Here is a 12,185-nt window from a genome sequence, read left to right as displayed (position 1 = left end):
ACGACCGTTTCCCTACGTTTCACGATGTGCTTCGGCCTCGCGGGCCGCGGCCAGCACCTCGTCGTGAGCCTCGCCGTTGGACGCCACCAGCCCCCTGCTCCCGGTCGTCCACGGTTCGCCGTGGATGTCGGTCGCCTGCCCGCCCGCCTGCCGAACCATGTGAACGCCCGCGACGGTGTCCCACGGATTCGGAACGACGTTCGCGACGGTGCCGTCCAGCGCGCCGCTGGCGACCATCCCGAGGACGATTTGCGCACAGCCGAACCGGCGCATGTCGCCGAACCGTTCGACGATACCGCGCGCCGTCGCGGCGTACTCGTCCCGTCGATCGAAATCCCACCAGAGCGTCGGGCAGACCGTGAACGTCTCCGGGTCGGTGCGGTCGCTGACCGTCACCTGCTCGCCGTTCAGATACGTTCCCTCCGCGTCCGCGGTATAGACGTCGCCGAGCGCGGGGCAGACGTTCGCGGCGGCGACCGTCTCGCCGTCCCGAACCGCGGCCACGCTAGTCGCCCATATCGGAATCCCGCGGACGAAGTTGTTCGTGCCGTCTATCGGGTCGATTATCCAGACGTCTCCCTCCGCCGGTACTTCCTTCAGTTCGTCGTCCTCCTCGCCGACGATCGCGTCGTCGGGGTACTCCTCGCGGACGACTTCGATAACCCGGCGCTGGCTCTGGCGGTCCGCTTCCGTCACCACGTCGGTCTTGTTCGATTTCGTCTCCACCGCGATATCGTTCCGGAAGCCTTCCGCCGCGATTTCGCTCCCCGCCGTCGCGGCGCGTTTTGCAAGTCGAAATCGCGCGTTCGTGTCGGTCATGCTGTGACAGGCGCGGCGAAGTGGAAAAGGAGTGTCGCTTCGGAGTGCCGTTTTCGAATCCGGAACGTTTTAAGTCACCCAGCGAGGAGTAGAAACTGCGTGCGAGGGTAGCCAAGCTCGGCCAACGGCGGCGGACTCAAGATCCGCTCCTGTAGAGGTCCAAGGGTTCAAATCCCTTCCCTCGCACTCATAACAGAGTGCAGGAAGACCGCATCGGAGCGCTCTTCCCTCGCAAAAAACCTCATAGGGCCAACAAACAGGCTCTCGCAAAAACCTTCTGTGACGTGGACTAGCTCGATAGAGAGTTCTTCGTGATTTCTGTGTTTCTGTTAGCACTACTTCGAATGAGACTGGCTCTTTGTCGCTAGCTACTCCCGACAACAAACGAAGTTACCGGACGCAGATTTGGACTCGCACCTCACTGTCGTTCGTCGCTCGTCCGAGTGCGCTGGCGCAACCATTCGGCTGAGTAAGCAAGCGATGTGGCGCGCGCTGGCGAGACGTCTCGGATACGATCGTCCGAGACGTCGGAGCAAAGCCGCGCGAGGGATTACCGAAACGAGCGTCAGCGAGTGAGGGAGTCGGTTGGGGAGGTACGTGGGCGGGTGCGGTTTGATTGGAGTCGTGATTACCTAGCACCATTCCTGAAAAACCGCCAGTTAGCATTACTCAGAAGAAATCTCCCGATAGCATTTGGACGACCCTACAACGTCCTTGCCACCAAATCCGTGCTAGGGGCGAACGTTAATGAGGCCGGGACGACAAACAACATCTATGAGTACTGACGCCGCGCAAAGTGGGGAGACGACGCAAATCGAGGTGACGGAAATTGCCGCCGAGCAGGCCCTTGACTTGCTGGAGAGCGAAGATCTCGACCCTGGAGTCGCCGGACTGCGCCTATTCGTCCAACAGGGTGGCTGTGCCGGACTCTCCTACGGCATGCGATTCGACGACGAACCCGAGTCGGACGACACGGTGTTCACTCACCACGAACTGCGCGTGTTCGTCGACCCTGCGAGTATGAACTACATCGAGGGAAGCGTCGTGGACTACGAAACCGGCCTGCAGGGCGCTGGCTTCCACGTCGATAACCCGAACGTCGTCTCCGAATGCGGCTGTGGCGAAAGCTTCCGGACGTAGTCGAATCTAATCGAGACGACTCGCCCGCAATCGGAACGGAACAAAAAAGACTGCGGTACGCTTTTAGTACTCTACTTACGCTTCGTCCTCATTCTTCCAGTTCGAAAGCGACGGTCACTTCGGCCTGATACTCTCGATCTTCGACGGCCGCGATTTCGACGCCGAGGTGGTCTACTTCGACCCATTTGACGTTGTCGAGCGTTTTCTCTGCTCGGTCGATTGCGTCGTCCGCGGCGGCGTCGAAACTCTCGTCGCTCGTTCCGATGAGGGTGACTTTCTTGAACACCATGGCGTCCTCTCATTTTCCGCCGCGGGTAAAAGTCGCACTGGCCGTTGGTTGGCGCGTTCGTTCGATCTGTCAATCGTCTTGCCGTTCGTACTCCGCGCCTTGCATCTGGCCGTCGAGTCGCTCCGTCAGCGCGCCGACCACGTCGGAGAGGTACGCGGTTCCCCAAATCGCCGTGATGAGGCCGCCGACCGTGTTGAACATGAGGTCGAGCATCGTGTCTCCCAGCCCGTACTGGGTCAGCACCGTCTTCGCGCCCAGGACGACCGCCAGTCCGCTGATTCCAAACTCGACGACCTCCCAGATGACGCCGAACGCGACCACGAACATGAGGATGAACACGAACATGAACCGTGGCGGGAGGTAGACGTCGTCGTAGTGGGCGTCCAGCGCTCGAACGGTGGCATAACCGACCGCTGCGACGAGCGACGCCGAAAGCGCGTGCGTGACGTGATCCCACCACCAGACGTTCTGGTACGGGCCGAGGGTGCCGACGGCGTGCAGGAAAACGGCGGTCGTAATCCACAGCGTCAGCCCGGCGTCCATCGGAATGTGATAGTCCCGTTCGATGACTGCCGGAACGTGCGTGATGGCGAACGCGATTCCGGCGTTGACCATGATTCCGAGATTTCCCCTGTCCACTCCGACGAAGAAAATGCCGACGAGGCTCAACTCCATCACGCGAGTCAACTGTCGTTGTCGTCGGGGCGAAATCCCGAGTCGCTCGCGAACCCTCATTCTATCCGCTCCTGAACGTCGTCCGGCAGTCGCGTTCGAGGCGGTGCGACTCGTCGGAAGTACAGTTCGAAGACGATACCCGCGACGATGCCGACCGCCGTTGCGTAGACGAAGTCCCACATCAGCAGCCGTTCGCTCTCGATGAACGCGGTGCCGAGGTACACGTCGGAGAGCCATTCGATGACCGCCCAGACGCCCGCCGTCGCAATCGTCGCGGTGACGACGAAGAGAATGGCGAACCAGTGGGTCATCCGAACCGGAGTAAAAACGTGCAGTTCGACGGCGACGATGAGCGCGAGCGCAGCCACCGAGAGGTACGTCGACGCTCGCGTCGTCAGCGCGAGCGTCGCGAGCGCGCGCCCGAGGACGGGAAGTGCGGCGAGTAGCAGCACTTCCCACGGAAGCATTGCTTCGGCATTTCGATAGGAAATCGGTGGAATCACCGCCAGCGCGAAGACGAACCCGGCGAAGATAGCCCACAGGAAATCCGCCCGGAGTAGGCTCACCACCACGACAACCAGCAAAAATCCGACCAAAATCCACGCCAATCCGGCGTTGACGCGCTTGTCTTCTACGAACGCGTCCAACCGGCCGCTTCGCTGTGCCATATCGCTCGATAGGGCTGCCGTCGGTAAGAAAGGTTAGGCCGTGACGTATGCTCCTGCGTACGCCAGTACCGCGACCGTAACCGCGGCCATACCGGTGCAGAGCCACGCACGAGGGTCGCGTTCTACGCGGAATGTGCGCAGGGGATACAGTTTCGGGCCAACGCCCACGGCACCGACCGCGAGTACCGAGAAGACGAAGTGGTACGAAACGTCGAGCGTCGGTGCCGGAAAGAACACCGCGGTCAGCGCGTAGCCTGCGCCGAGCGTCGCCCGTCCGTGGACGTGTCCCAGCAGACGTTTTTCGCGGTGGCCGTCGCGCAGACGGAAGTACACGCCGACGGCGAGCCACGCGGTCGCCAGTTCCAACCCGAAGATGGCGAGCAGATTCAACGTCGGGTCGGGGAACAGGGCGACTCGGCTGTGAAACAGCACGCTATCGAGGGGGTAGAGGAATTGCGGCGGTTCGCCGGTGAATAGGTCGCCAAAGGGATGCGACAGCAGGCCGAACGTCGCCGCGAAGAGCAGCTCTCGCGACCCGAGGTCAGTGCGCGCAGCCGCGGCGAGCGCGACCGCCGTTCCCGCCAGTACGAAGACGAGCATGACACCCCCGCCGAGGGCGCCGCTTTCCGCGAACCCAATCCAGACGAGGGCCGAGAGGGTGATCGCGCCAATCGCTTTTCTAGAGGTCGGTCCGGTTAGCAGAACGAATCCGGGAGCGGCGATGAGACCGACGACGAGCGAGTGCGTCACCGCCCGGTGGACGAGTTGTGAACTTCCCCAGAACGCACCGGTCATTGACCAAACGCCGCCGAATCCGGCCTGCGCGAGTCCGACCAGCGCGTAGGCCATGTCCACATCGGGAACCGTGGCGAACGCGCCTGCTACCACGCCGAACGCGAGCGCGCGCTCTGCAGGCCGGTATCGGTTGGCGACGAGCGCCGTCAGCGCGAAGGCTAACAGGGCGTGGCCGACCATCATGGGATTTCTCCTTCGCGTTCAGCGATTATAAACTTCTCTCCGAGAACGGATGGGTTACCTACCGACCCATCCCTTCCTGTTGAGGCGCGGAAACGTCGCGAGAAAGCGACTTCAATGCGCGTTCGAGTACGCGTGTCGTATCCCGCGTATCGGCGGGTCGGGATGCTGGCGTAGTTCGGCGAGCGACCGCTCGAAAATCCGTTGCAAGTGGAAATAAGAGCGACGACCATTTCGGTCGTTTCGCCGTCGTAATCCGGATTCGCGTCGGTGACGACCGGCACCACGAACCGAACGCTCGGCGGCCGTCGGTGTCCGATAAATCGTACTACTGCGGTTTGTCGTGTGAAAAAAGAGTGCGACCTTAGAACTGCGACTGCTGTTGGGTGGACGATTCTGTCTGTCCGCTCTGGAGCCCGTCAAGCAGTCGGTAGGTCGAATCGACGGCTCGGGAAAGCACGGTTGCACACTCCTGACAGTGTGTATGCTGGTGTCGCCTGCACTCGTTGGCACATTCCTCGGCGGCGTTCGCGAACACTTCCGCGACCTCCGGCCCGAAGACCGAATCGCGGGAAATGAGTTTCGCGTTCAACGTCCCGAGGTCTGCTACGTCGCGGCAGAGTCTGATGCAGTCGGCCATCTGCGGCCCTTCGTCGATGCACTGGTCGGCACACCAGTCGCACACCTTCGCGGCCTTCTCGAAGTCTTCGAGCGCGATTCGCATCTCGCCCGGCAGCTGGTCTTCGAACTGGCCGATCTGTTGTGTCATTTGCTGGCCCCGTTGGCCCATGCCTTGATGGCCCTGCTGCTCTGATTGACCATACTGCTGACCTTGCATCTGGCCTTGCCGTTGCGGTTGGCCGTACTGCTGTCCGTGTGGACCCTGCATATGTCTATGATGTGCCATTGTTTTCCTCCACCCAGCAACGTGCTGGGGTGTCCCGGCGTACACCGATGCGTCGGATAAATCGAGGCGACCGTTTCCACCGTTCGGAAACTATTCGACCGGAGAAACGCCGCGTTGTCCGATTCAATGAGGCGTTGGACACGCGATGCCGGGAAGGCGGGGTTTTTGGTACTTCGCGTGATACAGTGGCGCATGGAAAAGCCCACCGTAGGCGAGTTGACACCACCGGACAGGACGCTGATGGGCCCCGGCCCGAGCGAAGTGCATCCACGCGTACTCAGGGCGATGAGTACGCCGTTGGTCGGTCATTTAGATCCGTCGTTCATCGAGGTAATGAACGACGTGCAAGACCTGCTCCGGTACACCTTCCGAACCGAGAATAAGTGGACGATTCCGGTGTCCGGCACAGGATCGGCGTCGATGGAGGCAGCGATAGGTAACGTGGTCGAACCTGGCGACACTATGCTCGTTCCGACGAACGGCTACTTCGGCGGACGGATGGAGTCGATGGCGACCCGAGCGGGCGGCGATGTCGTCCACGTCGATGCGCCGTGGGGTGAGCCTCTCGACTCATCGGACGTGGAAGCGGCGTTCGAAAAACACGACCCGGACGTGTTCGGATTCGTCCACGCCGAAACGAGTACGGGCGTGGTTCAACCCGACGTTTCGGAACTCACCGACATCGCGCACGACCGCGACGCGCTCGTGATTGCTGACTGCGTGACTTCGCTCGGCGGCGTCGAACTACGAGTGGACGAGTGGGACATCGACGTGGCCTACTCCGGGCCACAGAAGTGCCTCTCCTGCCCGCCCGGGGCCAGTCCGCTGACGCTCAACGACCGCGCGATGGAGAAGGTGCTGTCGCGCGAGGAACTCGCCCGGTCGTGGTATCTCGACCTCAGTTTGCTGGAAGGGTACTGGGGCGACGAGCGTGCATACCACCACACCGCCCCGATTACGAACGTCTACGCGCTCCGCGAAGCCCTTCGACTGGTCGCCGAGGAAGGTATCGAAGCGCGGTGGGAACGCCACCGAAACGTGGCTGGCGCGCTCAAGACGGGCGTCGAGGCGATGGGCGTCGAGATGAACGCGCCGGACGACTACTGGTTGCCGAGCCTCAACGCGGTTCGGGTGCCCGCGGGCGTCACGGACACGGACGTAACCGACTACCTGCTGGAGCAGTACGACCTCGAAATTGCCACCGGGCTCGGGGATTTGGACGGCGAAATATTCCGAATCGGCTGTATGGGCTACTCCGCCCGACCGGAAACGGTGTCGTATCTCGTCAGCGCGCTCGGCGACGCCTTGGAAAAACAGGGTGCCGACGTGGACGTGGAGGCAGGACTGTCCGCGACGAGTACCGCGCTCGGCAAATAGAACCAGTCAGTAGTTAGGGGGCGCTGGCGACGCACAAACCAGGATTTCGCCCGTACTTTTTACCGTCACCTCGTGGCCGCTGTAGCCGAACGTCACGCTTCCGTCGGTTCCCGAGTTGCCTTCGATGGAACCGATGAGTGCATCGAGCGCGTCCGTATTGATGGCGCCGTATAGCGGTTCGAGGGCGTCGGGGTCGTCATCGCCGGTCGCACTTGGAATGATTTTTCGGTTGGAGACGGCAGAGACCGCAGAGAGAACCGCTTCGGTCGGCGTTTCGTTCTGATTGCATTGGTAACAAAACTGTTCCCTCCCGCAGTCTTTCGATGTGGTTACTTTCGAGGGCATTTGATGCATTCGGGAATAGCGGGGCTGTCGGGGTATCACCTTCCGTTGGTCATTCAACGTTTTAAGTATCTACGGACGAGGCGAGGGTGTGACGGAGAAGGTTCGTCAACCCTCGTCGCAAGAGCGTCGAAACGGCTTGGTCGGTGATGTCGAACTCCACCGCTATGTCTCGAAGCGTGATTTTCCGCGGTACCTCGAAAAATCCCGCTTCGACGGCATACAACAGGATTTCTCGCTGTCGCTCGGAGACTCCGTAGGGAACGTCGCCGGAGTCGTCCGCGCGATAGATACGTTTGAGTTGGAGCGAAACGTCGCGTTCTTCTAATCGACTTTGTAACGAGAGCAGCACGTCTCGATTTGGAATCCGGGCGCTGATGTGCGTGCCGTCGTCAGTGGCTCTCACTTCGAGAAACGTGATTCCGTGTTCCACCGCGACTGGGTAGACGAGAGCGGCCTCCCCTTTTTCCGAAAGCGCCACGCGGTACAATCGTCTCCCACTGCTTTCCGCGAGGATTTCGAACGCTTCGACGGTCGGGTCGGTCGGAAGTTCCCTGTCGATGACGTCGAAGTCGTCGCAGTCGACCCAGCAGACGAGCACCGGTGACTTTCCCGACCGGAGTTGTAAATCCTCTATATCGACGACCAACCCGGTGACAGCGCGTCGCGTTTTCGCCAAAATCGGCGTGGTGATGTCGAACTCAGCTATGAAGTTCATCGTTCGAACGTTTCTGAACGACGGACTGAAACGGTAAAACACTACCCCGGAAAAGCACAGGCAGGCGAACCTTGTTCGCCGCTCAACCGCTTTCAGACTGCTATTCGAACCGCTTGCGCACGCTTTCAGCGTGCGCTTCCAACCCCTCCGCTTCAGCGAGCGTCGTAATCGTCTCCGAAAGGGAGTCGAGTGCGTCTTCGTCTAACCGCTGAACCGTAGTCGAGCGGAGGAAGGTATCGACCGACAGACCGCCCGTGATTTTCGCCAGTCCGGTCGTCGGCAGGACGTGGTTCGTTCCCGAGGCGTAATCGCCCGCCGCGACGGGGGTGTACGAACCCAAGAAGACGCTTCCCGCGCTGTCGATTCGGTCTAAGAGTTCCTCGTCGTTTTCCGCTTGGATAGAGAGGTGTTCCGCCGCGTACTCCTCCGCGAACAGCAGGCCTTCGCTCATCGACCGAGCGACGAACACGCCGCCCGCGTCGTTTTCGAGCGCGGCCCGAATCACGTCCTCGCGCTGGCGTTCGCTCGCTTGGCGGTCGATTTCCGCGGCGACTGCCTCGGCGAAGTCGGGATCGTCTGTCACCGTGACCACGGACGCGTTTTCGTCGTGTTCGGCCTGCGCGACCATATCGCTGGTGACGTGTTTCGGATTCGCCGACTCGTCCGCGAGGACGAGCAGTTCGCTCGGTCCCGCGAGGAAGTCAATTGCCACGTCGCCCTGCACCTCCGCCTTCGCCGCTGTCACCCAGCGATTGCCGGGGCCGACGATTTTCTGCACGCGGTCTACCTGCTCAGTTCCGTAGGCTAACGCGGCGATCGCCTGCGCGCCGCCGACGCGGTACACCCTGTCCGCGCCCGCGGCGTGAATCGCGGCCAGCGTGATCGGGTTCTGTGGTTCGCCCGGCGGCGTGGCCACCGCGACCTGTTCCACCCCCGCAACTTTCGCAGGGATGACGCCCATAAGCGCGCTGGAGGGGTAGGCCGCGGTGCCGCCCGGCGCGTACACGCCGACGCGCTCGATGGGCCGGAATCGACGGCCGAGTTCGCGTCCGCCGAACTCCTCGCGCCAATCTTCCGGCAGTTGGGCTTCGTGGAACTCGCGGATGTTTGCCGCGGCGTCTTCGATGGCCTCGCGCACGTCCGCGTCGATTTCCTCGTAGGCGCGTTCAGCGTCGTCCGTGATATCGATGTTGCCGACTTCCACGCCGTCAAACTCGCGGCAGAACTCTCGAACCGCCACGTCGCCCTCGGTTCGCACCTGATCGATGATGTCGCGCACGTCGCCGCGGACGCTCTCGATTCCGGCGTCCCGGTCGAACAACGCGCGGCGCTCATCCGGGCCGAGGTCGGCAATTTTCTTCGTGTTCATGTCCCGGTGTTCGAAGTGCGCGGAAAAACGGTTTGCGCTCTCGGACGGATTTGTTTTCGAGTCACTCACTCCTTGCGTGTTGGATGAAGAAGTCCCACATCCGCCGATTCGCCTCCGGGCCGCCCGGTGCGGTGTACTCCCCGCCAGCGGTTCCGCCCGACCACGCGTGACCCATGCCGTCCACCTCCCAGTACTCCACGAGGTTGTTGCCGGAGTCGTCGCGGTAATCCGAAACGGTGTAGCTGAACGAATCGGATTGGCCGTTCGTCACCGAATCCGCCGTCGTATCGACGTTGTCGTCGTCCGCGCCGTCGGAAGCGAGGTCGTTCGTCTGAATCGCCTGAACCGTCGCTTGGTCGCCGTTTATCGGTGCGACGGTTTCGTCTGCGGTTCCGTGGAAAACGATCGTCGGGCGCAAACTCGTGATGCCGTAGTACTCCATCGCGTCGTAGGCATCGACACCTTTCTCCTCGGGGTTTGGCCCGCCCTCCTCCATCGCTATCGTCGCCTCCGTCGCGCTGTCCGCGGCGTCGTATTCTAGTGCTGAGTGGATACCGCCCGCCGAGTAGATGTCGGCGTACTCGGCGAGCAAGTTTGGAACCATCGCGCCGCCAGCGGAGAGTCCGGCGACGTACACCCGTTCGGAATCGAGAGTATGCGCGTCTATCGTTTCCTGCGTCATTCCGGCGATGACCGCGGCCTCGCCGTTTCCGCGGACGGTGTTCGCGTCGTAAAACCAGTTCCAGCACTGTTCACTGTTTCGCGCGTTGTACTGGTCGGGATAGATGACGACGAACCCCTCTTCGTCCGCGACTTCGTTCATGCCCGTTTCCACGCGGAACTGGTCTGCGTCTTGGGTACAGCCGTGAAGCATCACGACGAGCGGCGACCCCGCCCCCGCCGAGTCGGGGACGTACTTCCAGTAGTCGAAGCCGCTGTAGTAGTGGTTCGTGTACGAGCCTTCTGCTGTGGCCGTTCCCGCACTGCCGAGGATGCCCGCGGTGGCAACCGTTCCGCCGACCGACCGCAGGAGTGTTCGTCTATCGAGTTTCATGGTGCGGCGTATCGTGCTAACACTTTCGAATAAAATCTAACGATGGGTTAATATGTAAATAGTATCGAATGGAATCGAGATGCGTTCTGCTATCGGTTATCGAAATGTCGCCCGGAACACTAACTTCCAGCCTCATCCCGAGGCGGCGTGCCGCGTCGGCTGGCAAACCCTCGTGCCGGGCGGGTGGATGAACCACCGAGCACCGAGACGCAGTTACCATCTCGGCGGGCGAATTTGAGAACTGCCACGTTTGAACCGGTTCCACCGGCTCAGGGGGTGATTTCGGAGCGATCACCGTACTCACTGAACTGTCGCGTACCCGGGTTCTCCGCTCGGTCATCGCTCCCGAAGTGGGATTGCTCCGGCGGGGACTGAGGTACGCAAAGAATAGGTAGGCGTCGAACCCGATAAGGGCTTTCGGGTTGTCTCCTACTAGACATTGTCACTAATTCGATAAAATCGTCGTTTCTCGTCCGAAGTTAGATGGTGTACTCCGACTCCTTCAATTGGACGTAGCCGCCGTTTCGATAGCCGTACTTCGTTTTCTTGTATTTCGTGGCGAGTCTCGCCGCCTTGACACCCGACCCGAACTTCGACCGGAGCAGTCCTTTCCCTTCGCTTTTGAGTAGTTTGTCCGCCATCGAGAAGGTGTCGTCCCAATCGTCAGGACCGTAATCAGCGACGATGTCCGCGAAGGAGACGTTCCGAAGGAGTTCGTCCCCGATTGTGGCCTTCCACTCGTCGTTGTACGATTCGAGCGAATCGGTCGCGGCGAGTTCCCCGGCGATTTTGCCGGTTCGAACCGCAACGTGGTAACCGCCTTCGTGGAACGCGCTGGTCGTTCCCATCGCGCCGCCTGCGACCGCGATACCGGCCTCGACGGGCGATTCGATCGGCTTGGTCGAGGAAATCGGGTAGGTCTCCGTCCCACCGGATTTCCCGCGGTCTTCGACCAGCGGGAAATCCGTCTCGATGTCGTACTCGTCGCCGTACTCGTGTTCGAGGAGCCTGCGAATGTACTCCCCGGCGCGAGGGAGGCTCTCGTCGTCTTCGTTCAGGAGGACGTAGGAGTCGGGATTTTCTATGTTTTCTATATTCATCCCGATGGGCATCGTGAGGCCGACGCGGGCCACCGTACCGTCGTTCGGGAACACCCACGGGTAGGCTGTTTCGCCGGGGATGTAGCCCCACCAGAACTTGAGCGCGGAGCGTTCGAACAGTTCCTCGGGAAACTCCCGATACTCCTGATAGGCGATGTGGTTCGCCGTCGGCGGACTGAGGTGGTCGCTCACCGATCGCCCGTCCGGCATGAACTGGTCTAACGTGTTTAGCGTGACGCGACGCTGTGGGCCGTCGGCGAGAATCAGGTATTTTGCCGAAATGTTTTCGCCGTCCGCCAGACGGAGGGTGTGGCGGTACTCCGCGCCGAGGTCGGTTTCGGTTCGTTTGACGCCGACGCCGACGCGGTACTCCGCGCCGGACTCCTCGGCGCGTTCTCTGAGCCAGTCGTCCATCCACGTTCGGTTGAAGGTGAACCCCATCTTCGGGTACGAAGCTTCGATACCCGTGCGGCGGAGAACCGCATTCTCATTCGGGCCGATGAAGTCCACCCGGTCGAGTTCCTGTAGGATGATGCGGTCGGGAATCTCCCGGTAATCCTCGTCCATGATGTCCACCCAGTAGTCCAACATTCCGGCGGCGTCGGTGGAATCCGGGCCGAGGAAATCGCGGTCAGCGCGGGGGACGCCCTGTTCCAAGACGACGGCGCTCGCACCGTGCGTCGCGGCTTGCTTTCCTGCCGACATTCCGGCGGGGCCGCCGCCCACGACAGCAACGTCAAATCGCTCCATAC

General features: G+C 61.4%; 15 protein-coding genes and 1 tRNA gene. 4 read left to right on the top strand and 12 right to left on the bottom strand.

Annotated features, from left to right (window positions below):
• Positions 1–12: 12 nt before the first annotated feature.
• Entirely contained in the window at positions 13–819 is an 807-nt protein-coding gene (locus LIX15_RS02125) for an inositol monophosphatase family protein (RefSeq protein ID WP_227775864.1), read from the bottom strand.
• Positions 820–920: 101 nt separating this feature from the next.
• Here LIX15_RS02125 and LIX15_RS02120 point away from each other — a divergent pair.
• The 3 genes from LIX15_RS02120 (at position 921) to LIX15_RS02110 (ending at position 1,959) form a co-directional block, all read left to right on the top strand.
• A tRNA-Leu gene (locus LIX15_RS02120) sits at positions 921–1,005 on the top strand.
• Positions 1,006–1,224: 219 nt separating this feature from the next.
• Positions 1,225–1,395 (top strand): hypothetical protein, encoded by a 171-nt coding sequence (locus tag LIX15_RS02115; RefSeq protein WP_227775863.1) that lies wholly within the window; start codon positions 1,225–1,227, stop codon positions 1,393–1,395.
• 198 nt (positions 1,396–1,593) lie between these two features.
• Entirely contained in the window at positions 1,594–1,959 is a 366-nt protein-coding gene (locus LIX15_RS02110; protein WP_227775862.1) for a HesB/IscA family protein, read from the top strand.
• An 88-nt stretch (positions 1,960–2,047) separates the two neighbouring features.
• Here the strand turns inward: LIX15_RS02110 and LIX15_RS02105 are convergent, their stop codons facing one another.
• The 6 genes from LIX15_RS02105 to LIX15_RS02080 form a co-directional block, all read right to left on the bottom strand.
• Positions 2,048–2,248, bottom strand: a complete 201-nt coding sequence (locus LIX15_RS02105; RefSeq protein WP_227775861.1) for a dodecin — start codon at positions 2,246–2,248, stop codon at positions 2,048–2,050.
• Between the two features lie 69 nt (positions 2,249–2,317).
• Positions 2,318–2,983, bottom strand: coding sequence for a DUF2238 domain-containing protein (locus tag LIX15_RS02100; protein ID WP_227775860.1), 666 nt, complete (start codon positions 2,981–2,983; stop codon positions 2,318–2,320).
• The gene (locus LIX15_RS02095) at positions 2,980–3,591 is read right to left on the bottom strand and encodes a hypothetical protein (protein ID WP_227775859.1); all 612 of its coding nucleotides are present in this window, start codon (positions 3,589–3,591) and stop codon (positions 2,980–2,982) included. The genes LIX15_RS02100 and LIX15_RS02095 overlap by 4 nt, the downstream gene beginning before the upstream one ends.
• A 33-nt stretch (positions 3,592–3,624) precedes the next feature.
• Positions 3,625–4,569, bottom strand: a complete 945-nt coding sequence (locus tag LIX15_RS02090) for a metal-dependent hydrolase (protein ID WP_227775858.1) — start codon at positions 4,567–4,569, stop codon at positions 3,625–3,627.
• The gene (locus LIX15_RS02085) at positions 4,566–4,853 is read right to left on the bottom strand and encodes a hypothetical protein (protein ID WP_227775857.1); all 288 of its coding nucleotides are present in this window, start codon (positions 4,851–4,853) and stop codon (positions 4,566–4,568) included. The genes LIX15_RS02090 and LIX15_RS02085 overlap by 4 nt, the downstream gene beginning before the upstream one ends.
• Before the next feature lie 77 nt (positions 4,854–4,930).
• On the bottom strand, positions 4,931–5,473 hold the full coding sequence (locus LIX15_RS02080; RefSeq protein WP_227775856.1) for a four-helix bundle copper-binding protein: 543 nt from the start codon (positions 5,471–5,473) through the stop codon (positions 4,931–4,933).
• Positions 5,474–5,665: 192 nt separating this feature from the next.
• Between LIX15_RS02080 and LIX15_RS02075 the strand changes: the two genes are divergently transcribed.
• A complete protein-coding gene (locus tag LIX15_RS02075) occupies positions 5,666–6,850 on the top strand; it encodes a pyridoxal-phosphate-dependent aminotransferase family protein (protein WP_227775855.1) in 1,185 nt (394 codons plus the stop codon).
• 6 nt (positions 6,851–6,856) lie between these two features.
• On the opposite strand, the gene LIX15_RS02070 is transcribed toward LIX15_RS02075, so the two are convergent.
• The 5 genes from LIX15_RS02070 to LIX15_RS02050 all read right to left on the bottom strand — a co-directional run bounded on the left by LIX15_RS02070 (position 6,857) and on the right by LIX15_RS02050 (position 12,183).
• Positions 6,857–7,204 (bottom strand): HalOD1 output domain-containing protein, encoded by a 348-nt coding sequence (locus LIX15_RS02070; RefSeq protein ID WP_227775854.1) that lies wholly within the window; start codon positions 7,202–7,204, stop codon positions 6,857–6,859.
• A 52-nt stretch (positions 7,205–7,256) separates the two neighbouring features.
• Positions 7,257–7,910 carry a helix-turn-helix domain-containing protein gene (locus tag LIX15_RS02065; protein ID WP_227775853.1) on the bottom strand — a complete coding sequence of 218 codons (654 nt, stop codon included), beginning with the start codon at positions 7,908–7,910 and terminating at the stop codon, positions 7,257–7,259.
• A gap of 100 nt (positions 7,911–8,010) precedes the next feature.
• Positions 8,011–9,279 (bottom strand): histidinol dehydrogenase, encoded by a 1,269-nt coding sequence (gene hisD / locus LIX15_RS02060; protein WP_227775852.1) that lies wholly within the window; start codon positions 9,277–9,279, stop codon positions 8,011–8,013.
• A 61-nt stretch (positions 9,280–9,340) separates the two neighbouring features.
• Positions 9,341–10,333, bottom strand: coding sequence for an extracellular catalytic domain type 1 short-chain-length polyhydroxyalkanoate depolymerase (locus LIX15_RS02055; protein WP_227775851.1), 993 nt, complete (start codon positions 10,331–10,333; stop codon positions 9,341–9,343).
• 479 nt (positions 10,334–10,812) lie between these two features.
• The gene (locus LIX15_RS02050; protein ID WP_227775850.1) at positions 10,813–12,183 is read right to left on the bottom strand and encodes an NAD(P)/FAD-dependent oxidoreductase; all 1,371 of its coding nucleotides are present in this window, start codon (positions 12,181–12,183) and stop codon (positions 10,813–10,815) included.
• Positions 12,184–12,185: the final 2 nt, after the last annotated feature.

It is taken from the genome of Haladaptatus pallidirubidus (assembly GCF_020700235.1).
GTDB classification, from domain to species: domain Archaea; phylum Halobacteriota; class Halobacteria; order Halobacteriales; family Haladaptataceae; genus Haladaptatus; species Haladaptatus pallidirubidus.
The sequence above is the reverse complement of the archived record's forward strand: the minus strand, read 5'-3'. Positions and strand labels throughout refer to the sequence as shown.

Excerpts from the sequence above, each read along its gene's own strand:
- LIX15_RS02125 (WP_227775864.1), bottom strand. The coding sequence starts at position 819 with ATGACCGACACGAACGCGCGATTTCGACTTGCAAAACGCGCCGCGACG.
- LIX15_RS02110 (WP_227775862.1), top strand. The coding sequence starts at position 1,594 with ATGAGTACTGACGCCGCGCAAAGTGGGGAGACGACGCAAATCGAGGTG.
- LIX15_RS02105 (WP_227775861.1), bottom strand. The coding sequence starts at position 2,248 with ATGGTGTTCAAGAAAGTCACCCTCATCGGAACGAGCGACGAGAGTTTC.
- LIX15_RS02100 (WP_227775860.1), bottom strand. The coding sequence starts at position 2,983 with ATGAGGGTTCGCGAGCGACTCGGGATTTCGCCCCGACGACAACGACAG.
- LIX15_RS02095 (WP_227775859.1), bottom strand. The coding sequence starts at position 3,591 with ATGGCACAGCGAAGCGGCCGGTTGGACGCGTTCGTAGAAGACAAGCGC.
- LIX15_RS02090 (WP_227775858.1), bottom strand. The coding sequence starts at position 4,569 with ATGATGGTCGGCCACGCCCTGTTAGCCTTCGCGCTGACGGCGCTCGTC.
- LIX15_RS02080 (WP_227775856.1), bottom strand. The coding sequence starts at position 5,473 with ATGGCACATCATAGACATATGCAGGGTCCACACGGACAGCAGTACGGC.
- LIX15_RS02075 (WP_227775855.1), top strand. The coding sequence starts at position 5,666 with ATGGAAAAGCCCACCGTAGGCGAGTTGACACCACCGGACAGGACGCTG.
- LIX15_RS02070 (WP_227775854.1), bottom strand. The coding sequence starts at position 7,204 with ATGCATCAAATGCCCTCGAAAGTAACCACATCGAAAGACTGCGGGAGG.
- LIX15_RS02065 (WP_227775853.1), bottom strand. The coding sequence starts at position 7,910 with ATGAACTTCATAGCTGAGTTCGACATCACCACGCCGATTTTGGCGAAA.
- hisD (WP_227775852.1), bottom strand. The coding sequence starts at position 9,279 with ATGAACACGAAGAAAATTGCCGACCTCGGCCCGGATGAGCGCCGCGCG.
- LIX15_RS02055 (WP_227775851.1), bottom strand. The coding sequence starts at position 10,333 with ATGAAACTCGATAGACGAACACTCCTGCGGTCGGTCGGCGGAACGGTT.
- LIX15_RS02050 (WP_227775850.1), bottom strand. The coding sequence starts at position 12,183 with ATGGAGCGATTTGACGTTGCTGTCGTGGGCGGCGGCCCCGCCGGAATG.